The sequence below is a fragment of the Scatolibacter rhodanostii genome (genome assembly GCF_900197595.1).
GTDB classification, from domain to species: Bacteria; Bacillota; Clostridia; order Oscillospirales; family Acutalibacteraceae; genus Scatolibacter; species Scatolibacter rhodanostii.
On the sequence record NZ_FZLO01000004.1, the window covers coordinates 96,162 to 121,201 of the forward strand.

The 25,040-nt window shown below is 36.9% G+C and carries 22 protein-coding genes and 1 pseudogene; all 23 read right to left on the reverse strand.

Going from position 1 to position 25,040, the window contains the following annotated elements; genetic code table 11:
• Positions 1 to 17: 17 nt before the first annotated feature.
• The gene (locus CS931_RS09325; RefSeq protein ID WP_099205517.1) at positions 18 to 1,010 is read right to left on the reverse strand and encodes a conjugal transfer protein; all 993 of its coding nucleotides are present in this window, start codon (positions 1,008 to 1,010) and stop codon (positions 18 to 20) included.
• A 15-nt stretch (positions 1,011 to 1,025) separates the two neighbouring features.
• On the reverse strand, positions 1,026 to 2,042 hold the full coding sequence (locus tag CS931_RS13130; RefSeq protein WP_099205518.1) for a lysozyme family protein: 1,017 nt from the start codon (positions 2,040 to 2,042) through the stop codon (positions 1,026 to 1,028).
• The gene (locus tag CS931_RS09335) at positions 2,039 to 4,474 is read right to left on the reverse strand and encodes a CD3337/EF1877 family mobilome membrane protein (RefSeq protein ID WP_099205519.1); all 2,436 of its coding nucleotides are present in this window, start codon (positions 4,472 to 4,474) and stop codon (positions 2,039 to 2,041) included. The genes CS931_RS13130 and CS931_RS09335 overlap by 4 nt, the downstream gene beginning before the upstream one ends.
• Positions 4,474 to 6,951, reverse strand: coding sequence for a conjugal transfer ATPase TcpF (tcpF, locus tag CS931_RS09340; protein WP_099205520.1), 2,478 nt, complete (start codon positions 6,949 to 6,951; stop codon positions 4,474 to 4,476). Before tcpF ends, CS931_RS09335 begins: the two co-directional genes overlap by 1 nt.
• Complete coding sequence (locus CS931_RS09345; protein WP_099205521.1) at positions 6,938 to 7,330, reverse strand: conjugal transfer protein; 393 nt, start codon at positions 7,328 to 7,330, stop codon at positions 6,938 to 6,940. The genes tcpF and CS931_RS09345 overlap by 14 nt, the downstream gene beginning before the upstream one ends.
• A gap of 72 nt (positions 7,331 to 7,402) precedes the next feature.
• Positions 7,403 to 7,627 carry a hypothetical protein gene (locus CS931_RS09350; RefSeq protein WP_099205522.1) on the reverse strand — a complete coding sequence of 75 codons (225 nt, stop codon included), beginning with the start codon at positions 7,625 to 7,627 and terminating at the stop codon, positions 7,403 to 7,405.
• A gap of 25 nt (positions 7,628 to 7,652) precedes the next feature.
• Positions 7,653 to 8,183, reverse strand: a pseudogene (locus CS931_RS09355) (antirestriction protein ArdA).
• A gap of 97 nt (positions 8,184 to 8,280) precedes the next feature.
• Positions 8,281 to 8,493, reverse strand: coding sequence for a hypothetical protein (locus CS931_RS09360; RefSeq protein WP_099205523.1), 213 nt, complete (start codon positions 8,491 to 8,493; stop codon positions 8,281 to 8,283).
• Between the two features lie 15 nt (positions 8,494 to 8,508).
• Positions 8,509 to 9,699 (reverse strand): MobT family relaxase, encoded by a 1,191-nt coding sequence (gene mobT, locus CS931_RS09365; RefSeq protein ID WP_099205524.1) that lies wholly within the window; start codon positions 9,697 to 9,699, stop codon positions 8,509 to 8,511.
• Positions 9,700 to 10,110: 411 nt separating this feature from the next.
• The gene (locus tag CS931_RS09370) at positions 10,111 to 11,481 is read right to left on the reverse strand and encodes an FtsK/SpoIIIE domain-containing protein (protein WP_099205525.1); all 1,371 of its coding nucleotides are present in this window, start codon (positions 11,479 to 11,481) and stop codon (positions 10,111 to 10,113) included.
• The gene (locus tag CS931_RS12680) at positions 11,481 to 11,741 is read right to left on the reverse strand and encodes a hypothetical protein (RefSeq protein WP_159459791.1); all 261 of its coding nucleotides are present in this window, start codon (positions 11,739 to 11,741) and stop codon (positions 11,481 to 11,483) included. Before CS931_RS12680 ends, CS931_RS09370 begins: the two co-directional genes overlap by 1 nt.
• A 306-nt stretch (positions 11,742 to 12,047) precedes the next feature.
• Positions 12,048 to 12,335: a hypothetical protein gene (locus CS931_RS09380; protein ID WP_099205527.1), complete on the reverse strand. Its 288-nt coding sequence runs from the start codon at positions 12,333 to 12,335 to the stop codon at positions 12,048 to 12,050.
• A 67-nt stretch (positions 12,336 to 12,402) separates the two neighbouring features.
• Positions 12,403 to 12,795, reverse strand: coding sequence for a YdcP family protein (locus CS931_RS09385; RefSeq protein ID WP_370738189.1), 393 nt, complete (start codon positions 12,793 to 12,795; stop codon positions 12,403 to 12,405).
• A gap of 30 nt (positions 12,796 to 12,825) precedes the next feature.
• Entirely contained in the window at positions 12,826 to 13,149 is a 324-nt protein-coding gene (locus CS931_RS09390) for a DUF961 family protein (RefSeq protein ID WP_099205528.1), read from the reverse strand.
• A gap of 56 nt (positions 13,150 to 13,205) precedes the next feature.
• Entirely contained in the window at positions 13,206 to 18,623 is a 5,418-nt protein-coding gene (locus CS931_RS09395; RefSeq protein WP_099205529.1) for an MSCRAMM family protein, read from the reverse strand.
• 132 nt (positions 18,624 to 18,755) lie between these two features.
• Positions 18,756 to 19,982, reverse strand: a complete 1,227-nt coding sequence (locus CS931_RS09400) for a hypothetical protein (protein WP_099205530.1) — start codon at positions 19,980 to 19,982, stop codon at positions 18,756 to 18,758.
• Positions 19,945 to 20,349, reverse strand: coding sequence for a hypothetical protein (locus CS931_RS09405; RefSeq protein WP_099205531.1), 405 nt, complete (start codon positions 20,347 to 20,349; stop codon positions 19,945 to 19,947). The genes CS931_RS09400 and CS931_RS09405 overlap by 38 nt, the downstream gene beginning before the upstream one ends.
• A 267-nt stretch (positions 20,350 to 20,616) precedes the next feature.
• Positions 20,617 to 20,793: a hypothetical protein gene (locus CS931_RS12685; RefSeq protein ID WP_159459792.1), complete on the reverse strand. Its 177-nt coding sequence runs from the start codon at positions 20,791 to 20,793 to the stop codon at positions 20,617 to 20,619.
• Positions 20,794 to 20,805: 12 nt separating this feature from the next.
• The gene (locus CS931_RS09410; RefSeq protein WP_099205532.1) at positions 20,806 to 21,714 is read right to left on the reverse strand and encodes a DUF6017 domain-containing protein; all 909 of its coding nucleotides are present in this window, start codon (positions 21,712 to 21,714) and stop codon (positions 20,806 to 20,808) included.
• 52 nt (positions 21,715 to 21,766) lie between these two features.
• Positions 21,767 to 22,006, reverse strand: coding sequence for a septation protein SpoVG family protein (locus tag CS931_RS09415; protein ID WP_099205533.1), 240 nt, complete (start codon positions 22,004 to 22,006; stop codon positions 21,767 to 21,769).
• A gap of 185 nt (positions 22,007 to 22,191) precedes the next feature.
• Positions 22,192 to 23,223: an RES family NAD+ phosphorylase gene (locus tag CS931_RS09420; protein WP_099205534.1), complete on the reverse strand. Its 1,032-nt coding sequence runs from the start codon at positions 23,221 to 23,223 to the stop codon at positions 22,192 to 22,194.
• Positions 23,220 to 24,143, reverse strand: coding sequence for a sce7725 family protein (locus CS931_RS09425; RefSeq protein ID WP_099205535.1), 924 nt, complete (start codon positions 24,141 to 24,143; stop codon positions 23,220 to 23,222). The genes CS931_RS09420 and CS931_RS09425 overlap by 4 nt, the downstream gene beginning before the upstream one ends.
• Positions 24,144 to 24,149: 6 nt before the next feature.
• A complete protein-coding gene (locus CS931_RS09430; protein WP_099205536.1) occupies positions 24,150 to 25,019 on the reverse strand; it encodes a sce7726 family protein in 870 nt (289 codons plus the stop codon).
• Positions 25,020 to 25,040: the final 21 nt, after the last annotated feature.

Sequence of the window (25,040 nt, forward strand, 5' to 3'; positions counted from 1 at the left end):
TTGCTATTAAGAGGAAATTAATTTCCCTCTCCTTTTCCCACTATAACCCAGTTATGCGACTTCTGCAGCTTTAAATCATACTGCAAATACTGTATACATTTTGTTTCTTGGTCTAGGTATTTGACCATAACACCTACAAAAATAGTATCATCTTTCATTTGATATGTTTGGTTCTGCAGTCCAGAAAACAGGTAATCTTTCTCGATTGGTTTTATGACATTGTTGCTTACATAGTAAGCCAGTTCATCTTGCCCTGCAGAGGGATAAAGCATAAAGAATGTTTCCAAAAATTTATTGATTTCCTGCATAGTGTCACTGCTCACACTACCGTCACTTTCAATTTTTTTAGGTTCTTTGCTTGTTTTTTCTGGCTTTGCTGTAACCATAGGATTTTTATCTATTACCATGTTTCCTGAATCGTCCACATAAACACTGACAATATAAGCTGTTTCAACATACTGATTCGACACCTCCATCGGAGCTGCTTCCGGCTTTGCTTCTACTGTAGGCTGATATTCCGTTATATACTGCAGGACTGATATTAAAACATCATAACTATGTTCATTAACCTCTTCCACATTCCAGACTTTGACCTGACTGACTTCTGACGTTGTAGGAATATCTTCACGCACCATATCAGCATTAATTTTTTGCAAATCTTCAATCAGATAATTTTTCAAAGATTCTGCCCGAATTGGTAGGTTTTTCGGATTCCATGTATAAAGTGTTTCTGCGAAATCTTGAACAAAAGATTCCACTGCATTAGTATCAGTCACTTTTTGTTCAATCACAGTTTCCTTTATTTCTGTTCTCATATCAACAGCAGTAAAATTTTTATATATCGCAAAAACTAATGAGAAAACTAAAAGACACCACATAAAAACCACTGATTTTCTGCGAGTACCTACTCTTTTTATAGGTACTCGTTTTTCTTTTACTTTCTTTTCTTTGACTGGTTTTTCTTTTTTTACTTTAGGCTTTTTTTCACTTGGAATAATCTGAATTTTCATTTTTGACTTCCTCTCTTAAAAGAATTGCATTGGGTCTATTTTCACTTCATTTTCAAGCACCTCAAAATGCAGATGATTTCCTGTCGATTGACCTGTTGTACCTACCAAAGCAATTATATCGCCCTGTTTAACCTGTTGACCGTTTGTAACCAATAGCTTAGAAGAATGGCCATATAACGTAGAATAGGTATCATCATGCCTGATTTTTACACAATTACCATAGCCACTGACCCAATTTGCAATGATTACATCACCGTCTGCAGCTGCATAAATAGGTGTTCCCCCCGGGGCGCCTATATCAATTGCTCCATGTGCATTTTCCCACGCACCAGTAACAGGGTTATATCTACCGCCAAATGTACTCGTTATCCAGTCCTTGCCATAATAAGATGGTACTGGCCAGATAAAGCCACCTTTAACGGCCTGTGGTCTTAAATATTGCTTAACCAATGGAACATAGAACATATTACCGTAAGCATACCGCCAACCGCCGTTTGCACTAACTGCAATTGGATTTAAGTAATCTGTTCTCTCCCCATCTGCCTTATCTTTTGAAAAAGATTCTGCCAGAGTAAGGCTATACCTTTTGCCATTATTTGAAACATAACCTAAAAATCCACCACCATAGTTATAAGACTGCACCACACTGTCAATATCACAATCTGTAGCTTTTGCAGATGATAGAAGCTCACTGAAATATTTTGTTCCTTGCTTTATAGATTCTTCTGTACTCAAACTATTTGGTGGCAAACCAAGAGATTCAGAGGACTGCATAACATCAACGGCAGTCCCCCCACTCTCGACTTGTATAATAGCTAATATGTAATTAATATAGTCCACAATGTCATACTTTTTACAATATTTTTCTACCATTGGTCTATGTGCCAAAACTTCTGGGGATAAATTTAATGTACCGTTTTTTATATCTTCCCCTGTTTTATCGTTATCCTCGTCAGATATAAGCATGACGGAAAACAGCAAACCAAAAATTAACATCATAAAAATTACTAGGGCTGCTACTATCTTTTTCATGGCTTCTTCCCTTTAGGCGGTACTATCGGTAGATTTTGTTGCTTTGCTGCCTTATCTTTAATTTCCTGCATACTGGCCATAGGCTCAATCTGATTTCTTGACGGTCTTTGTTTCGCTGATTTTGCAGGCTTTCTGCTATCCAAATTAGGCAGCATAACGTTTCTTATCGGAGATTTTGGAATTTTAATATTTTCTTCTTTAGGATTTTGATAGTCTACCCTCTTATCTGATTTTCTATCTGCAGACGAAATACGTTTTTGATTATTCGTTCCTGCAGAAGATTTAACCTCTGAATTTGACTGATTACTTTGAACTACAGAACGTCTATCTGGATTTGACACATCAGGAGAATAAACAGATTTTTCTCGTTGATTATTTAAACTCGGTTTTTTATTTCCCTCATTACTAGCAGATGAAAAACGTTCTTGACTATTTGTTCCTACAGAAGATTTAACTGCTGAATTCGACTGGTCATGTTGAACTGGAACACGTTTATCAGGATTGCTTGTTTCAGAAGAATTAATGGGTTTATCTTCTTGCCTTTCTTCCTGATTATAGATATCTAAATTCTCGTTCTGCTGACTGTCTGCAACAGTAACACGTCTATCTGGATTGGATATAACATCCTCTGTTTGCCTTTCTTGTGACGGATATACAGGTTCTACAGGGTTTTTGCTCCTTTTTTGCTGTTCTAGTTCTGCTCTGCGCTGTGCTACTGTCTGCCTTTGTGCTGTACGTTGTTCCATTCGTCCGGCCTGATTCTGTGATTTTGTACTATCAATCGCTCCGGCAAAATTTTTCACACCTTGCGCTGCTTTTTCTTTGGTCTGGTATGCAGCATAACGCATATTGGTAGGCGCACTAGCTATATTATCTTTGACTTGCGCTGCCTTGTCTTTTATTTTCCCTGGCATATCAAGAGCATTTCCCACTGTACGACCCACACGCTCACTAACAGTTGCTTTATTACCTACTGGTCTTGATTGACCTGTTGTTTTCGTATTTGCTGATGTATAATTTTGCGTTTTAGGCTTATCCGTGTTACCTGTGCCTTTCCCTGTCTTATTCTGACGACCCAATCCATGCACAGCACCCATAAGTTTATGCTGACCTCTATGCATAAGATGTTTAGCTTTATGTCCGAAATGATTGGCCATGCCCTGTGAATCGCCCTGCAGCGAAAACATTCCCATGATTTCATTTAACTTCAAATAAATTCCTATAAATATAACAATTTGCATAAATGCAACAAAGAAAAATGGCAAATCTACTGATAGTGAATACACCATGGAAGAAAGGCTAAAGGCAATTGTCAAAATCAGTGTAATTCCAGTTCTGACAAGAAGTGCATTAAACACCTTTAAAACAGCTCTTTGCCATGTGTTACTGAAATTTGGTATCATACCAAGTAAAAAACTAATAGGAAGTATCGTTGCATAAATGATAAAAAGTACCTGTGAAAAAATCATAATGCCACAGAGAAAAAATACAAACAAAGAAATCAATAAGTTGAAAAGCAGTAGAAAAATAACAGTCCCGAGCCTATTTCCTATCTTGCTTACTGACAGATTACCATTATTATTATTTTCTATTTCATTCTTGACAACATTTTCCCTTTCCTCTCCTGTTGCCGATAGCAGAGCAGCTGCTCTTTCTTCTCCAATATTTTCGATACTGCTGTCCCCGAACTGCAGCAATAACCAAGGCTGCTTTATCTGTATAGCAAACAAGTTATCACGAATTAAACTTGTACTGTCTTTACCCTGAACATTAGAATCTGGCATAACAATCTTTGCACCCACATTAAGTGCTTCTGTACTCATATCCGATGAAAAATCGTTAAGGACAGATATGTAAGTGGGCGCATAAGCAATAAATGCCCCTGACACCACAAACAATACCACTACATTGACTATCGCTGATATAACTTTAGATGTTGCCCTCTTATACAGTCCCATATAGGCAGAATAAACACCCACAACTAATATAATTATGCCAAGCATTCCGGAATAGAACCCTGTACTACTTACTCCTTGTGAACTTACTCCTGCTAAAGCTTGAATATTAGTACCCACAGCATTTGAAGCCGTCCCTATAAAATCAAGATTATAAGCTTCCTGAACTACATAACCAGTAGCACTGGAAAAGTAAGTAGAAAGAATCCAAAGCACATTAGATACAGAATTCAATCCATACATAATTGATTTTCCTAATCCGTCTTTCCAGTTCCAAGGCAACCACCCCCAACTACTGTCTACATAGAAATCAAGTTCATATTGCGATAAATCATACTGTGAATATAGATTATTTCCATCAACTGTATTATCCACCAAACCCGCAGCTTGCGCCCTCATACCTATTGCAGCCAACAAGGCTATAACCCCTAGCAATATAAAAAAGGTAGTTAATATAACTTTTCTTGCTTTCTTCATTATCCCACCTCTTTTTGCTCTTCTTCATCCTCTACTTGCGGTGGTCTAGTATCAAAAGCATTAAAGATATCCTCAAAAATATAATCGACCTGCAGCACACCCACTCGTCCGTATAAATCAGAGAAAAGGCACTGTCCGTTTTCTAAACCAGATAATCGCTTTTGATTGTATTCGTCATTTTCATCTACCCCAAAGTACCGCAATGTTTTTTTGATTTCGTTCATGTCTGTACTTTTAAAGGCAAACTTCAAACCAATATTGTTTTTCATGCGCTCGTCACTAACATCGTCAACGTTCGGAGTAACAAAGTACACAGCTGCTTGCATAGCTCGTCCGGCTCTGACAAGCTTATTGGAAAGTGTTTTACCTTGTGCCACTTGCAGAAATGACCAAGCTTCGTCCAAATCCACAATCTTGAAAATACTTCGGTCTGAATGAATAAAGTCAAGCGAAAAGGTACTAATAGCAATCAGTAAAGCAACTGACAGCATTTCTACTGTGGTATATTCTTCAAACTTTGTTTCAGAATCCGGTAGCACCAAATCTGCTACCTGAATAATATTCAGCGGTTTATCCATGCTGATTTTATTTTCTGCATTGCCATCACTAAAGAGCAGCTGCGCAAAGTCGCAATCCCTAAAGCTATCAATATGCTTTGCAATCTTATTGCTTATTTCCGTATTTTCTTCCTGCAAAACTTCAATAACCTTTAATAGCCCCCTGTTTTCACTATTGGTCACTTTCCGTACTGCTTCACGCAAAACAGGGAATCTTTCTCCGTCACGAGCTGAAATACCTGTAAGAAAAGTCAAAAGGTCTAGAGCAAGACTTTCCGAATCTTTAATATTGCTCATTAGCACATAAGGGTCGAGCAGTCCCTTGTTTTCATCATCGCTTGTAAGATTAATGACATTGATATGCTCTGCCAGTTCGGGCAGATGTTCAAGCCATTTTCCACGCTCTGATTTTGGGTCTACAATAACCCCTCTTGCGCCAAACAACACTGAATACAGAACAACCAAATTGTTCAGCAGTGATTTACCACCACCAAGAGAACCAGTGAAAGAAGCCGCTAACGCATTAGTGACAGAACCCTTTACTCCTTGACAGGCCAGAGCAGGATTCAGATACACGCTGCGACCTGTGTCCAAGTTGAACCCGATATAAAAACCTGAATTATCTCCGAGCATTTGCGTTGCACCGAAACCAAGTCCTGCTAAAAAATCACTGGTTACATACTGCACATAGTCATTGATATATCGCTTACTTGCCGGAATAAATTCGCTATGTAATCCTAACTGGTCACCAAAAGGACGAACCAATTTTACACGCTGATTTTCATAGAAGTTTTGCACATGAGTACATCGAAGCTTGAGTTCTTCAAGGTCTTTTGCCGTAACCCTCACCACATAGCTTAGTTTGTACAAACTTTCTCTTGTCTGGTCTAAACTTGATTCAAGTTCCTTTACCGAATCTAAGGCTTCTATGACATTATCCGTTGTGTCATTATTACTCTCATAAGCATGTTCATCAAGGTCTTTTAGTTCTTTTTTCTTATTTCGAACCGTCCGAAGTGCCTTTTGATTGGTGACAATCTCAACATTGATACTTGTATCAATCGGAAAAGAAAATTGTGCTTGCTGATAATAAAAAATTTCACTGCTTGGAAAATCCAGTTCACCCACCACTGACTGAATTGTAAAATAGGCAGCATAAATCGTTTCATTTTCTCTTTCAAACTTGATATATTTTTGACTTTCTTCCACCAAACACTGTGTCGGTTTAATTAAATCGTACTGTTTAATCTGTGTTTCTTTTTTTAATTTTTTCTTGGGTAAAATGTACTCGTATTCCTCGTACGGTACACCTTGCAATCCATAAAGATGTTCAATGATATAGCCAATATCATTTTTGTTAAGCTTTCTGACTTGAAATTTTCGTGACAAGTCGCTTTCTAAAAGATTTTCAACTTTAAAGAAGCGTTCCAGTTCAAAATTACTGATTTTTACAAAATCGCCCATTAGTGTATGATTCGCTTCATTTAGAAAATCTTGAAAAGCTGAAACAAAACTCTTTGCATATTTTTTAATATTGAATTCATCCTCTGCAGGCATAAGCTTAAATCCAATAAAAAAACGGTAGTCAATCAAGGTTTCCTTGATAACTTCCGTCAATGCTTCTGTTTGGCCATCTACCCTCTCACGAGCAAACTCTTTTAATTTTCCTTTTGCCATTTTCTTGGAACGCTCTTGCGCACCAAGTAGACTAGATTCTGTGGCTAACTGCAGCGCATGAATTTTCCCCTCTCGGTTCTGTGCCACTAAACGGCAAAAACTATCATGAATCTGCATTTTTTCATCCACCGACAAGAAACTGTAATTGAATGGAACTAATTCATAATAAGCAAAGACTTCACCCTCATGATTCCATATCATATTGTTATCAATATACTTGATAGGGTATTTAGTCTGGTACATATATTTCACTCCTTACTGCCGTCATGGATTCATTAAACTTATAAGATTTTGACAGCTTAACCCCTTTTCCTGCATAAGTAACTTTAGGTCTTGCAAAATATAATAAAACTGATTTTATAAATCCGAACGGTTTCTTTCCGTCAAAGGCTTTTTGACTAAAAGCATATGTTAATAGTCCCGGCAAGACCAAATTTTTTATTAATGCATTTTCAATTAAATTTAATGGCGGCATTTTACCAAACATCAAAAACAAAAAGAAAAAAACAACAAATAATTTGATTTGTGTGACCGTCATTGGAATAAGAAGCTCTATATCACCTATTGCATACATAATTTTTTCTACATTCCAAATGCTTGTATAACTCCTGATTTTTTTCATCTTTTCACCCTTTCCTAAAAAATATAGTCAGGGGATAATCGTCTTGACTACTCCCCTGATTCTTTATGTACCTTATCCCATTCCGATGATTTGATTGAATAATTTTAGCAACAAGTCTTTAACCGCATTGTAGTTAAAAACAATACCAACAGCAACTAAAGATACACCTGCGAATCCAACAAGCATAGCAAATTTGCGTTTGATTGCTAATAGTACCCCACCAATTAAAAGGCCAACGATAACCAATGCTTGTGCATTCTCTGCTACGATATTCAAAATATTTTGTCCAAAATTCATTTTTATTACTTCCTTTCGTTTTTAATTACCCAGTGTATTCAATAATGCAGTTAGACAGCTCAAGGTAGTTTCCCTCAATTTCCATATCTTTTGCAAAATCGTCATAATCGACATAACAAAGTATTTTTTCAGGAACTTCACCATAGTGGCCGTTACTTATTAACTTTTCTGCAAGGTCAGAAAGCGAATCACTATGATGAATCTTTAAATCCTCTATATTTTCTGCAACTTCTTCTATAGTGCTAAACCCAAAATAAGTCTTGACTTCTTGTAAATTCTTCACGACGGCTTCATTATCGATTTGATTTACTAAAGCGTACAGCTGATTGATTCTATCTATAGAAGTAACTTCCTCAACATCAAACGGCAAATCATATTCGTGAATTGCATAGTCTTCATATTCAGCATTCAACCCTAATTACTCTCTCACATCATCCAAATTAATTGGCAGATTGAACCATGCTCCCACGGATTCACCCTCATTGTATTTTCCAAGGTTCACTATGTACACTTTCATTTCCACTATTAAACACTCCCTTTTGTTTATTATGTACATGAGATTAGATCCTGCAGCCTAATTCTACTTGTGCATATTAACCACCCCTTATATAGAATAAAAAAAGACATTATTCAGACAAACACTAAATAACATCTTAGTTTTTACCCCACTGCTGATTCTCTGCAAGATATTCGGTCAGCGCACAATAAGCAGGAACGGGCTCACCGTTTTCCACGTCAGGCGGTTTCCAAAACTGACAAGGGAAAACCCCTACTGTTTCATCACCGGCACAATTTTTATCGCAGAGATTTAGATATTCCTCTGCAAGTCTTTCAAATGTCAAAGAACTTTCTACTTCTTCATCCAATTGGTTTCAATCCTTTCATCTTGGTATGATAACTTCCTCAATCGGTGTTGTTTGTTGCTTAAAAATCCGCATATGCTTTTCTGACAGCTTCGCATTTTCAATGATTCTATTAACCGTGTTCGTACCATTCTTTTCATCTATTTTCATAGATAACTTGAGTGTTGGAGCAACTTGTGTACCTAACCAATTGATTGTTCGGTCATACGTGTAAGGTTCAGGCTGTGTCGTTAACTTTAGTTTGGCTCTATCTTTGCCAATAAAATATTCCCACAGAGGGTTAATATTCCAACGAGATTTTTTCGGCTGCTTGGGATTCCTATCTACAAAAGTAACATAGCGATTAATAATTTCAAAAACGGTTTTTTCTTCATTTTGGTAAGTAAGCAAATCTTTCAATGCATTTTCTGCTCTATCATTCATAAGCCGAATTTCAAATCGATTTTTTATTGGTGCTTCCTCAATAGGAACACCATTTTTTATATACTGCTCATAGTCTTTTTCATAAATACAAAAATAAATTTCAGATTTAAATGAGCCAAGATAGAGCGTTCGTCCCATGCCCAACTTATCCTCGTCAGTTTCTCTCGTAAATTCGCCCGAAGAATAAGAATTAAAAGTCCGAAACAGAGAGATACATTCCTCCGTTTCGGATTTCTTTATCAGTTCCCCAATATCTAAAATTCCTTTCATGTCATTAACTGCCAAGTCTAAACGTTTAATGATTCCCTCGGCACAAAGACAATCTGTTAAAAATTCATACCAACTACGGCATTGAGCCACCAAAACATTTTCAAATTGCCGACAGCCTTTACCCTTGAGTTCTAAAAGAACCCCTTTTTCCTCATCCGGCGATACCATGACCATAATATCACCATAAGCATAATGTTCAGCATATTTATAATACGCATAATCTTCGTGTAACATCTGGTCAAATCTCATTTGCAAAAGATTCTCAATAATCGCCCTTGCATTAGTAGTCGGAAAACGAATCCTAAGATAGTCAAACATCAGGTTTAGTGGCGCATTTGGGTCAAAACGTTCTAGGACTTCAATTATGTAATTTTTCTTTTCAATTGATTGCACCTGATACTTTCCATTCTCAAGCCTATTGAGATATTCTCTACTTACACCTAATGCAGTGGCCAGACGATTTTGTGATATTCCATATGATTCACGTTTTGCTTTCACTTCCTCATACCATTCCAGTCACTGCACCCCCTGTCTTACAAGTAACTTTCATCAACTTTAAGAGAGGGGGAAGAAAGCCAAAGAAAGATTGAGAAATGCCACCTTTCTTCCCCCTCTCTCTGAAAGCAAGCTTTCATTCACTCACCCCTATCTATCCGTCATTTCTCAATCTTTCATTCCACCTCACTTCACTTTTTTCTTTCATTTTTTATAACAAAAAGCCATGTTTTTAAGAGTGTGATATAGTGTGACATTTTAAGGTCAAATGTCACACTTACATAAAAGTCTAAAAAAATCATATGTATCATGGCTTTAGAGCCTTTTTTGAACGGATTTTTTTGGAGTTACTACCCCCCTGTTAGATACGGGGGGTTAAAGCTGTCCGGCGGCTTCGCCGCCGAACAGCAGGACAAACCAAAGCAGCCTGACTTATGCTTCGCAGTCAGGCTGCTTTGGATGTCCTTTGCTCGCCACTTTCTCTATTTCATAAAGAAAGTCATAGCCTTTTGGTACGAGTGGAGTGTAAAACTCTGAAATTACACTTACACCAGTATCAACATATCCACGTCCTTTAATCGGTTTTAGAAAAAACTGTTTTTTGGTTTCTCCAAACATCATAGAGTAACCAAGTTCGGACATACGACCAAGAGCAACCCTAAAGTTAAACTGGTCACGGATTCCATCAGCAAAATATTTAGCGTCGGGACGTTGACAAGCAAGAATCACAAAAAAGCCTAGCTGCCTACCCATCATTACTATTTGCTTAAGTTTTGCTATAACCGGTCCCGATTCTTTTGTACCTATCAGCTCCATAAATGCTACATACTCGTCAAAAACTAAAAAATTGGCTTCAAGTCCTGCGTAAGCATAATTTTCACCAGTCCTATAAGACGACAGCTGCTTTATGATTTCAGAACGATTTATCATATCAGCGTGAAATCTATCAATAATGTTTATGATATCATTCGGCTTTGAATAAACATTTGTCATAACACTTGCCAAGTCTGCAAGGTCGGCATTCTTGGGGTCTAAAACATACATTTTTGCATTAGTTTCAAGTAGAGCTTTGATAATAGTCAAAATAAAATACGTCTTACCACCACCCACACCACCGCAAATAAGCATATTAGGCAAACTATCATATTTCCACGACAGATTTTTCATAAGTTGAAGTTTTCCGTTCTCTGCCTTAACCTCATCTATTGCTATGCGGTTCGCTACCATGTCATACAAAAGGGTGTATTGAATAAAACCCTCTAATTGTTCTTTATCGGTTAATTCACAAAACAAACCTGATTCAAGCTTTTTTTCTAGGTTGAGCAGCTGCTCTTGATACTTCCCCATTGTGACTTCAACTTTAATATGTAGCTTACAATCTTTCATTTGATAAAAAATCTTTGGCCAATAACTGATTTTATCCTTTGTCTTAGATTTCGTATCGGTGAAAAACCTCGAATCTTCAACTTTAACTGTATCATACCAATGATTATCCAGTATCATCCGTGCTAAAGCCTGTCTATGCCGGAGCTGCCTATAGTGGTCACATTGATAATATTGATACCACCAAACCAAGCCACCACAAGCAAGCAAACCCACTAACACACTAATAATCAATATTGGGCTAATCTTAAACTGTTTTGCTATGCCCAAAAGTGATACTGACCAATCAATCTGCAAAAGTGAGTACAGATTAAAAATTAGTAAGATAGCCAAAAAACAGGGTATCAAACATGCCAGGGCAAAATTCTTTACCAGTGATTTATCACTAGGCTTTATTCGCTTGCCATGACTTACGAACATTAAAAATACCCCCTATATTCAATGTATTGCTGCCTATCATCATCTAGCAGCAGTGTGAAATTAAAGGTTAACGGTTCATTCTCTACAGTCTTTTCAGCTTCAATATTAATCGATCGAGTTTCTTCAATATCATTCGATGAATCAAATAACACGTCTACCATATCGGCCAATTCATCCTCCGAAATATAGTATGCTTGGTCAATAGCAGCAGTATAATCTTCTGCAAACTGCTCAAATCCTGAAATTCTTTTTGTTGCCATAATTTCATTCTCCTTTCGCTTAAATTTTTTTAAATTCATAGTGCTTTCAATCAATCGTTGGACTGAAAAAGCAATAAAAAATACAATAACAAAAAAACCAACAGAAGCGAACACAATCACCTTATCAATCATATTTTGCTGTGTAAAACAAATGGCCAATAAACAAATTGATAAAATTAGCAATATGCTTGTTTTGACTATCCGTTTTTTTAGCTTTGTTTCCTCTGGTTCTACATCTTTCAAGTTCAATTTTTCACATCCTCTCTTAACTATTTTACATATCAAGCTCCTTGCTGCAGCTTGCCTCTAGTTATACATATTGACGGATTCTGCTTTAACATATACCGTGCAATTTATATACCTAATAAACTCTTGCCTGTCATCATCTAAATCAACCATAAACGCAAATATAACAACGCTCTGGCCACCAAACATTGGCATATCGAAATATTCTCCTGCAGTATAGCTTTCTCCAGTTTCTAGAATTTTGTCCAAATAATCATTAGCAGCCTTAGAATCCACCTCTAGTGGTTGATAATTATCATCATAGGCAGCTATAAAATCATCAAAACCCACAACCTCATTTCTTTGCATACTGCAATACCACCTTTCTAAAAAAGAAAGAGCCGACATTTTAAATCGGCTCACTTTTCATATCATCTTATTCTTTTTTATCTGGCTGTGTCTGATGATTATTTTGTGGCTGTGTAGGCGCTGTAGGACGATTGCCACCCTTTCCCTTTAAGGCAATGTCTTTCGCTCTAATAAAGATGGTTACACCACCCCTATCGGCAACTGTGCCAACTTCCGGCTCTACCAGTTCAACAACTGCACCGTATTCGAAAGTCTTTTCAGGTATTTCCGGCGGTAAAGTAACTTGAATCATTTCCCCTTGCACTTTACAACGCAAATCGTATGTACGGCTTGTAACCTCTGTTGTAACTTCTCCCCCCTCTTCCTTAAAACGTGTTCGGCGAAGTGCAGAAAACTTGAGTTCTCCAAATGTTTTATCGTTATCGACTTTAATACCCTCTGGCAATCTCATTGTACTCATAATCTTTTCTCCTTAAAATAAATAGTTTAATTACTTCTCGACCTGTGAACCAAAAACAATCAAATCATCGGCATATAGGATATATCTCACATAGCTTCTTTCGCCTACACGATTGGATTCAACTTCCAAGCGTGGATTAATAAGTTGCACACGCTCTTCATACCCGAAGCTTTTTGCTTTGAGTGCATATGGCAGCCTTACTTCCACATTGTCAGCTTTCTGCACACTAGAATAAAGATTGTACACACGATAAGTCGGTGTACGTTTGCCATTAATAAACTCGATGATAGTTTCACCCTCTCCGGCAAACTCCAAAACACCGAATGTTTCTTCTTTTGGGATAATAAATTTCATAATTAAAACTCCTTAAATAAAATTTTATATTTGAATCTGGTACTACCAGAAATCAACTAATTAAGCCTTTTCTTCCTACGAATTAATAATGTCACTATTCCTGCAGCTGATAAAACACCAACAACAATAAATAGTAAAGGCTGCCTATCATCACCAGTCTGGGGTATCGGCACATCAGGTATTTTTTTATTGATGATTTCAATGGATATAACCTGCTCATTTTCTACAATATCCACATCAATCACTTTGTCCGATAGTTTATAACCATGCGGAGCTGTCAGTTCCTTGACCTTGTATTGGCCAAACAAAACATTAGCAAAATAAAAACTGCCATCATCAGCTGATATGGCTGTCATGATTGCAGTTTCTTTCGTAATTTCTGTCGTGTCAGACTTATATAAACCAATTAAAGCACCGCCTAGACCTTTGCCATTGTCAGTTAACTTTTTGCCCTCAATTGTTCCCTTAATCGGGTCATTCGGAAAGTTTTGCTTAGTAGGAACATTGAACTCTATAAGTTCACCATCTTGCGTGATTTCAAAGGGATAGTAATTTTCATCCTGTACAAATCCCTCCGGCGGTTCACTTTCATGAATGAAATATTTACCACGAGTTAATTTGGGTAAACTATAGCTTTTACTGTCCTTATCTTCAAGCAATATCCCAACAAATATATCTGTTTGCTCCGTATATATTTCGTCGTTGTCAATATCTGCATATACAGCAAAAGACGTGCCTGTCAGCTTATTATCAGGATTCTCTGAATCTACTTTAAAAGTCTGAACCTTACCTCGAATCAGAATATTTTCAAACTTCATAATATTAATACTATTAGGATTTTCCGAACTCTCTGAATTTTCTAAATCACTGGAACTTTCTGATTCTTCCGAATTTTCCGATTGTTCAGGCTTTTGAGAATCTTCGCTTTCTAACTTAGAACTTTCAGGTTCGGAAGATTCAGAATCTACACTTTCTAATTTAGAGCTTTCCGGCAACAAACTACTTAAGTCAATGGGTGCAATTTGTTTAGAACTTAATTTGCCCGGAACTGATACTGATAAAGGTGTCAGCTGCAGCGATATCCCTAATCCCTTTTTAGGATTCTCCTTTTGCTCATCTTCAGGAGTTTGTTTCTTTGGAGAATGAGGAACAGCCAACGTGGTGAGTTGGCTGTCTGTTTCAATATTCTCTATGACTTTTTTAATAGCTGCTGTTTTTCCGGCTTTGTTTTCTTCCCTTACATTCAAGGTGATTTTCTGCGGTTCTGGCTTGATATACTTTTCAGGCACATTGATTTCTTCTGCTGTATAGACGATTTTCACGTTATCCTTGTCAAATACTCTTAAATCAGGGACAACAATTTCACCGTTTTTATCGGTCTTACGGACAATATCAATCTCACCATCGCTGCTAGTAATACGGAACTCTAACCCCTCAATCATTCCATCTTCCGCAATTTTGACGACTTTCAAATCCGCACGCTGCAAAACGTTTGAAAAATTAACCGTGGTGGTTTTACCGTATGCAAGAGTGATTTTTTGCTCTAAAGGCTGCACATATCGAGTAGGAGTATCGACCTCACGAACAGTATATATGATTTCTTTGTTGTTTGTATCAAAGACTTGCATGTCTGTGATATCAAACTTACCGTCCTTATCCGTTGTTTTCTCCCACTGCTGATTATTGCCAAGAACTTGGAACTTAAGTCCAGCAATGATACCGTCTTCTGATTCTTTCATCAGCTGAAAATCGGCACGTTTGTAGGAGTTATAAAAATAGACCTTGGTCACTCGATTATACTCAAGTGTAAAGGTCTGTTCCTGTGGCTGTACATATTTAATAGGAGTGTCGACTTCGTTAATTGTGTAGACGATTTCCACATTGTTTGTGTCAAAGACTTGCATATCCGAAACATCAAACTTACCGTCTTTGTCCGTTACCTTATCCCACTCTTGACCGTTGCCTGTAATCTTAAATTTAAGATTTGCGACAACATCGTCTTCCGAGGTTTTAACCAACTGCATACTAGAGCGTTTGTATCGGTTATCAAAATTAACGGTAGTTACTTTGCCATACTCAAGCGTGAAAGTCTGCTGTGCAGGCTGTACATACTTGATAGGGGTGTCGACTTCGTTAATTGTGTAGACGATTTCCACATTGTTTGTGTCAAAGACTTGCATATCTGAAACATCAAATTTGCCGTCTTTGTCCGTTACCTTATCCCACTCTTGACCGTTGCCTGTAATCTTAAATTTGAGATTTGCGACTACGTTATCTTCGGAAGTCTTTATGAGCTGCATAGATGAACGTTTATAGCAATTATCAAATTTGACTTCTGTTAATTTTCCGTACTTGAGCGTGAAAATTTGTTGCTGTGGCTGCACATATTTTGTAGGTGTGCTGACTTCTTTAATCGTATAGATAATTTCCTGATTTTTGGTATCATAGACTTGCATATCGTTGATACCAAATTTTCCGTCTAAGCCTGTGACCTTATCCCACTTCTGACCGTTGCCTGTAATCTCAAATTTGAGATTTGCGACAACATCATCTTCGGAAGTCTTCACGAGCTGCATACTGGAACGCTTATATCGGTTGTCAAAATTAACGGTAGTTACTTTGCTATACTCAAGCGTGAAAGTCTGCTGTGCAGGCTGTACATACTTGATAGGGGTGTCAACCTCTGTTGCGGTATAGACTATCTTTTCATTTTTAGTATCAAATACTTGCATATCCGAAACATCAAACTTACCGTCTGCACCAGTGACCTTATCCCACTTCTGACCGTTGCCTGTAATCTCAAATTTAAGGTTTGCGACAACATTGTCTTCGGAAGTCTTTATGAGCTGCATACTGGAACGCTTAAACTTATTGTCAAATTTCAGCGTGGCGGTCTGCCCTGCTTGTAAAGTAAAAGTCTGGCTTACTGGTGTCAAATACCGAAGTGGTGTGCTTACTTCCGTTGCTGTATAAACAATCTGCTTGTTAGAAGAATCAAGGACTTTCAATCCTGTAACATCTAACTCGCCTTTGTCATTTGTAACCTTTTCAAACGTCTGACCACCACCTGAAACATTGAATTTCAGATTAGCGACTACACCGTCTTCGGAAGTCTTTATAAGCTTTAGATTTCCATTTTTTAGGCTATTATAAAAGTTTACTGTCTTGGTTTGTCCTACACCAATCGTAAAGCTCTGACTTGTAGGCTGATTAAACCTCGAGGGGGTATTAATTTCTTCTACTATGTAAGTGACAGGGTTATTGTAAATATCGTATACAGGAACAGACGATACATCAATCACACCACTTGCATTTGTCGACCTTGTAACTGTAAAACAGTTATTTGCGCTGCCGTTTCCCCCAACATCAGAAGCTTTTCTGCCCTCTCTTTCTCCTGCATTAATGTAATGCTGATAATATCCTAACCAGTTACCACCATAGGCTGCTCTTAAATCAGCATGATTATTTTTATAATATACAGGGTCAAAGTTAGCACTGGCTCTTCTTCCCTCTGCTATCCCATACAAAGCAAAATGTTCTAGGGTCTTTGCCCTATCTCCACCATACGCACTCTTAACATCGGGATTGTGGTCAATATAATACTGATAATCATAAACTGCAAGGTAATTATAGCCATTGTAGGTTGATGATGTTACAGGCATACTTGATGTAATTTTGAACTGAAAACCTTGAAGCGCTCCGTCTTCGGACGTTTTTGCAATTCGAATTGCACCTTTTTTTGTGTTGTTTTGAAAATTAAGGGAAACTGTTTGTCCCTCATTTAATGTGAACGTCTGACTAGCAGGTGCAGAATATCTTCCACCTACATTGATTTCAGTTGCCGTATAAACAACCTTACTTCCTGCTTTGTCAAAGATTCTTAAAGTAGCAAGAATTTCACCGTTTTTATCAGTCTTTAAATCAAAGGATTCACCAGTTGTTCCACCTGTAATTCTAAATTGAACACCTTCGACAAGACCGTCTTCGGAGCTTTTCTTGATTTTGGCACTGCTGCGCTTGAGGGTATTATTAAAACTAAGGTTAGTCGTTCCGCTCGGCTCAATGGTAAACGTCTGATTATTCGGCTGCACATAACGAGCAGGAGTACCGATTTCTTTTGCAGTATAGGAAATTTTATTTCCTGCACTGTTGGTGCTTGGCAGCGTAAAATTAAGATAACCGTCTGCGCCTGTGTACCCTGTATAATATTTGCCGTCACCGCTAATTTCAAAGCGAAACCCTGCTAAAAATCCCTCGTCAGAAGTCTTTTTGATTCGCAGTGTGCCTTGTTTTTCTACTTCGACATTAATTCTAATTCTGCCCGGGTCACCACTACCCAACACTGTTACATCTTGGGTGTTAGGACTATCATAGTAAATAGGTGTACCTCTATAAAAATCAGGCGGCAAAATATACCTAAAAGTAAAATAACCATTTTTTGAATTTGCATTGGCTGTTAATATTAAAGAATTTCCTGACTTTCTTATGTCTAATCCAGTAGTATTAATTGCGGGAGTATTTTCGTAACTTGCCACCACTCCATTTGTATCAGTTAACGTAATACTTTGTCCAGGTTTTATTTTTATATTTTGACCATTAAAGGAGGGATAACGAAAAAAAGCGTCAATTTTAGGCTGTATTTCTCTTTTAAAATTGACATAGTCGGACATAGAAACCCACGGCGCCCAATCAGGATGACCAACATAATAAAGATTTGTCACCCTAACCCCTTGTATCATTTCCCACACATAGAGCTGCACCATGTATTCATTTTTTAAAGAATCCCCTCCTCGAGTAGTTCTTCCATAATAATCCGCTAAACTAACTCTCTGGTATTGGTCGTCTGTTACTTCTCTTGGTGTGTATCCAGATTCATACGCATTGGGGATAGGAACACCGTGTTCAACACAATAAGTTACTGCTCCTGTTTCATGAATTCTTTTTGGATACCACCTTGTTTCATTGTGTCCATCGCTGAAATCCTGTCCGATAAATTGCACACCATTAGAATCCTGATAGACGGTATAGACACTAGCAGCTGCCCTTGAAAACAAGCGAGCTTTTAAAAATTCCTCACTGTTGTCATAAGGAAAAACTTCTTCCCACTCAGAAATATCAATCGTAATGGAATTTTCATCTTCGCTTAATTCACTGGAGGATTCAGACGACTCTGCAGAAGAAGTGCTTTCTTCTAATTTTTTCTCGGGCTTTGTAGAGCTAAATTCACTTTCACTGGGTTCTTTGGTTTCTTCTGGAGTTACAGATGTTTCCGGCTGTAAAGAACTCTCTATCAGAGAAGATGTTTGCAAAGATTCATCAGGTTTTGTCGTGTCTTTTTCAGAAACATTTGATTGGGAAATTTCTTCGGTTTGACTGCCAAGAAAAGAACTACCGCTGTCAGCCATTGCAGACAACGGTAGTTGCAGAACAATCATCAAACACAATAGAGCAGATAAGACTTTTTTTAACTTCATGTTTATCTTTTTACCCCCTTAATAATTATTATTTATATAAACACTGCTTTGACAGTGAAATTGATTTTGGAATACAAAAAAGCGCACAACCTATGTTATGCGCTTCTTACTAACTTATTTATTTGTAAAAGATTAATACCATTCAACCGTATATTTAGTTGTGGCATTGGAATAGACTACCCACCTACACCAAAAACCAGAAAGCCCTCTATTTTCAAAATCTTCTGTGGCCATGTAGCCATAGGCATAATCACCTAATTCTTCGGCTGTATCAAATAAACCGTCAATAATTTGCCCTTGCACGATATACGGTTCTTCATATACTGGTTCTGGTTCAGGCTCTGGTTCTGGAGCAGGCTCCACATATTCCGGCTGTGGCGCAGGCGCAGGAGCGGACGGTGTGCTATTATTACTGGTAGGTGCAGTTGGAGCAGAGGGCGCAGCTTGTGACGGCTTGGTTTCTGCACCAGTATTGCTTGGTGTAACTACTTTATATGTTCCGTCTTCTTGCTTTTCAGCCGTTCCACCCACTTCGGCAGCTTGTTTTTCAGCAGCAGCTTTCACCTTTTCATTTTGCAAATTTTCAATTTTAACTGCTTCATCTGACCACTTGGTTTTCAGCTTTTCATTTTTGAGCTTGCCGACCTCGGCTTTCAGGTTAACAATGATTTCAGGTGTAATATCAGCTGTAAGCTTGCCGTCTTTCAGATACTTTTCAACTTCTACTTTGACGGTATCAGCTTGCTTTGTCTGATTTTTAGCCTGCTCTAAAATGGCATTAATGGACTTCTGCCATTCGTCAGGATTTTCGTTGTGGGAGTATTTGGATTTGAGTTCCTCTATCTTTTTACTATCAACCGTATCAGCAATGACAAGATTTTCAGCCGTTTTGTTGCCAGAGAGTGCCGGAGCTGAAAACAAAGCGTTAACAGCTGTCTGTGTGTCAAACTTGGTGCGGATTTCTTTCAGCTGCTCATCAATCTCTAACCTCTTAGCAGAGATCGTATCAAGCTGTTTTTGCAAATCAGTTTTATACGTATCATCTATGTCGATATCTTTCACACTGGCAAAAGCTGTTTCCAGTGTTTTAATATCTTCGTCTGTAATATCGCCTTTTAAGTAGCTGTCTACAAGCAGTTCTGCGGCTGATTTCTGCAGTTTATCGAGTTCAGCCGATTGTGTGTCAAATTCAGCTGACAAGGCGGTGACAGCCTGTTCATGCGCTTGTTTAGCTAACACCTCTTGATGATTGCCGTAAGCATATACTCCTGCCGTACTGCCTCCGACTAGTACAACCACCAGTGCAGCGACAATAAGTACCTTATATTTCTTCTGTAGATTCGTCCATTTCGTTTTCATACTCTCCACCTACTATTCTATTTTTTTGAGTTAAATATATAACAGTTGCCCCAATAATACCAACTGGAATGCTAAACATAAAAAGTATAATTGTCCTTACTGCCACCCAAAGCACCATAAATATTATTGACGTAAGAAAGGAAACTCCATTAAAGAAAATTCCTAATATACTTTTATAAACGTACATCGTAAACGGAAAAAGCAGAAAAGAAAGTATCATAAAAACAATAACTCCTGCATTTATACCGCTACTTGTTCCTTGCGATGAAAAATATATGATTACTGGAACTAGTGCGCCTAAAACATAATATTTAATTAAAAAACTAATATCCAAACTTCCAAATACAACTTTAGCAAACTTTTTCATAATACTTACCCCTCAATATAAAATATTTTTACTCTATAATTATTCTATACTTGAATTAAAAAACAAGTCTATTTTTATAATTAGTAATAATAAGTATTTTGTATAATTGCTTACCGCCCAGCTCATCTTAAAAAGTCAAGCTGCGATTTTTTCATTTATCTCACTTTTTCAATGTTCGACGAGTAGCTATAGGGTTAAGAAAAAACACAATATCTTGTGTTCGATTCTCTAAAGGTCAAACTCTCTTTTTCTCACTAAATCACAGTTTTATAAACAAGGAATTATTTCATCTGCTAATTGATCAATCTGCCGGAATGGTTCAGCACGCTTTTCATCACATTTAGCTTCATGATAGGCAATTTCACCTAGCCGATATGATTTTGTGCAAATTAAAAACTCTTTTAATATTTCTGCTTGGCTGTTAGTTAGATTGAGTTGTTTCACTGAAATTTCTCCTTATCCTACGTCCTTGCACAAATCGGCTTGATATGCATGATAAGTGACAGGAGCATTGTATAATGTTGTCAACAGATAAGCTTGCATGTTTTTTATTTTAACCGTTCTTTCGGTTGCATTGAAAACCGAATCAAATACATATTTTATGTGTTCACAATCTACTTTCATCAAACGACTTCGCACAGCTGCTATACTGATTTCTTCCTTACCAATACGATAATTTAGCTTGCAGCTAATAAATGGCTGCTTCATAATTTCCACGAAGCTATCAAGTAATTCTCTGCCGGAGCTACTACCAAAGTAATCAGGGTCTTGGATAAGTATGTCATACTCAATATTTTCACGCAAAATATCTTCAATCATATCTTCTTCATATTGTTCAGCATTTTCTTGCTGATAGATTGATTGATAAGTATTTGATTCCTTTAGTTCTTTTATTTCTTTAGTATTTGATTGTGGTGGATTTTCCGGACACGGTTTTTCCGCTGCCGGATTATCCGTATCCGGTTTTTCCGTAGACGGGTTTTCGGTATACGGTGATTTCTGTTGTTGCGATGAAGCTATGGATTCTGTCTTCACCGTAACCTGATTTCCGGTACACGGTAAAACAGGAATCTCTCGAATAATAAATTCTGTCCGACTAAAACGACCTTTTTCTGCACGAATCTGATTACGTGTAAGATAACCTTCCTTCTCTAATTCGTTTAGAGCCTTGTTAATTGCTTCCTTTCCCTCTGTGCAAATTCTCACAAGTCCTGATAAGGAATAGTCCCAATCATCCGGCAAACTAAGCATAAGAGATAGCAAGCCTTTTGCTTTTAATGATAACCTACGGTTTTTAAAATGGTGATTAGACATTACCGTAAAATCCTTTGTTTTTTCTACTCTGAAAATATTGTTTTCTGCCATTTGTCTTTCCTCCGTGTCTAATAAAATATGAATAAGGGTAAAAAAATAAGGCTTACACTGTTCGGTAAACCTTTAAAATGCTATCTTCAATTTTTTGTCTAGCTTGATGATTGAGTGGTGCAAAAATGCTTTTACCATTTGCCCATTTAGGGAACTGTACATATAAACGTTCCTCATTCTGTATGACGTGAATATCATTCATAGCATAATCACCGTCAATAATTAAACAAACCACAGCTTTTAAATCACCGTGGTTTGTTTTTTTGCGTATTCTGATGTCTGTGATGTTCACTTAATGCCTCCTTTTTAGAATGTTTCAAATTTTCGGATGCTATCATACTTAGCCAAAAAATAAATAGTAAGTGTAAAGCTTATACAATTAAAAAGGCTTGCAACCATAAAATTCTTGTTACAAACCTTTTAATCCAATCTTAATTAAAAAAGTCATTTGTAAATGATGATATCTCATTTAAGTAATTATAATTTTTTATAGGTATGCTCTATTTTTTCAATTTCAAAATTATGGACAGATTCACACTTAAATAGAGATTCATCGAAAACGGCAATGTTATCGCCACTGGTTGCTCTTGTGCTTGAAAATTCAATACCAGCGTAACCCTTACTTTTAATAAATTCAGTGATATATTGGGTGGGTAAATAGTCTAAATGACTATCATTTCTCCTAAGTGGCTTTGATATTTCTTCTGAAATATCTCTAAATATTGATATATTTGCTGTTAGCGATTCCAAACCAGCAGAATATATAGCTGGGCTAATATTATTTAATTTTGATAGATTAATGATAGATATATTTTTTAAAAGCCGAAACTTTCCAACACTTACAAAGTCAAAAGCATTTGCTCTTACTTCGCTAATTGCAGTTTCTTCCTTAGAAGATAAATAAAGTGCACAAATTCCCTCTGGATTTACACGTCCAGATCTACGCTTATCAAATGGAGGAACACCCATTTCCTTAGTACAAAATCCCTTATTATCAGACCATATGCGTGCGCGGTACAATAATGTGTCTTTTGCATATCTTTTTGCTGCATAAGTTAAAAATGTAGCCAATCGATCTGCTTTGAAAAAACCATTGTGAAATCGGTTTTCGTTTTTTATATTTGTTGAAAATTCTTGCCAAGTATGTCCACCCAATATGCCATAATTTTCAGTAGAACTACGTGGGATTCTAACCTTTACATTATGGCTATTTTCAGAATCTCCAAAGATTATTAAACAAAATGCTTCTAATAGCTTATTGGAACAAGTAACTAGTGGATTAAAAATACTCCAATCGTTAAGGAGTACTTGAAAAAGAGGTTTTCCAACGTCTGATTCTTCATATGTGCTAATGACTGCAGAAATTAAATCAGATAAATCTGTTTGTTTATCAACAGGATAAATTAAAACATCTTTACTGCCGCAAAAGCTACACTCACCAGTTTGATCTTTAGCGGATATCATTGCCCGAATTTCGGTGTCCTGAAAACATTCTATGCAACAATTCATACAGGCAATCTCTCATCAAGATATTTGCCCACCAGTTCCAAATGATGCATAATGGATAATTTCTTTAGTGTAGGCAATCCCGGATATGTACGTTTATGGTAATGGTCAAGTAATGTCTGCAAACCAGTTGTTAGTTGGTGATGGTTACCATCACTGTACCATCTATAGAGTTTGGACACCGCTTCATAAAATTTTCCTGCAACGTCCGAAATATCATCGTTAGAATCTGAAATGAAGTGCCTTATTCTAAGCGAATCATCTTCTGCAAAATATACAATATGAATTGCCACAGCATAAGGGGCAAATCCTGACTCGGTATACTCGTTCCCAACAATTGAGTAGTCACCAAATCCCAAATAATCCTCTGAATCATAATAAATATGATTGTCAGAAAAAAATTCATCTTCCGGATAATCTGCATTTCGACTACGCTTTTTAAATTTATCTTCAAATAGAACTTTGTGATGACTTGCTCGGCGAATTTGTCTATCATCAGGACAAAGGGTATATTTAGGGGAAGTAGTTTTAAATAAAGCACTGTAAGTTGTTAGATAATCTCGATCATCTAGCACAGTCAAGATATTGCTTTTTTGAATTCCTTTGTTAGATAACATTCGTAAAATAACTTCTGTACTCTCATTCAGAAGTATAGAAGGAATAATAACTGGGTTTGTTTCAAGATTATTCAATAATTGGTCGATGGTTTCTGATTCATCTGCTAAATCTCCAACATTAGGATTTAAAATTAATCCAATAGATAAGTTCGAAGTATTAAATGCAGCCAGAGAATTTTTTAAAGCTGGAATGAGTTTTACAGGTTCAATAATAGGATGAACAGAATTGGTTATTAACCCTTTAGTCGCAAGATCTCTCAGTGCAAGAAGTTCATATTGTCGGCCTCTGAAGTATGGGAAATACATTTTTGACTACCCTCCATATTCTTTTTGAAGTAATTGTTCTATCTTAGGCATTTCACGGACGAGTCCTGAAAAATAAACAACTGATTTTAATTCTGGCTGTATCTTTTCGAATTCTTCTATTGTTATCTTATTCCGTTTTTTTAATTCTTGAAACACTAATTTCTGCGCAGAATGAATTGGAATTTCATGAAATTTTTCAAGGCAAGCTTTAAAATGAAAAACAGGTTCGGCTTGTGGTAAGTTACCAAAATATTTAGAAATAATATTTTCGTATTCACGTTTTCTTAATAATTTAAAAATATTTGCATGATCAAGCAAGTCATCATATCGTTGAGGTTCTCGACTACGATTTTTATTAAATATTGTGTTTTGGTCAGAGAGTACATATATTCCGACAGCATCACCCATATCACCAAAACTTGATAGAATGTTCTTTATTCTATCAAGTTCATGTATAGAAGCTAACACGGATACTTTGCTAAAAGCTCGATAATAGTCTCGTAATTGATCATTTAGACGGTCAAAATTATCAAGTTCGGATTTAATTTCATAAACCCTTCCCTCACCGTTTATCATAACAAAGTCTGCAACCGAATGACCAATACGTACTTGAGAAAAAGCAGATGTAGTATTTACATTATGAATGCCATCAAGTAATTTGTTCAAAAGAGTATTCATATAATAATATTCATTACGTTGTTGCTTTCCTAGATGAGCGTAAATCTCGCTTATAAGCTGACCGTGATTTTTGCTTTCAGGGTCATCAATATATCGTTTAACTACATAGTCAAAAACATCATTTTGTCCATTTTGAAGCAAATCAATAATCACTTTGCGAGTAAATACACGATTAATAGCTCTATTTGTATCTGGCATTCTCTACACCTCCTTTTATTG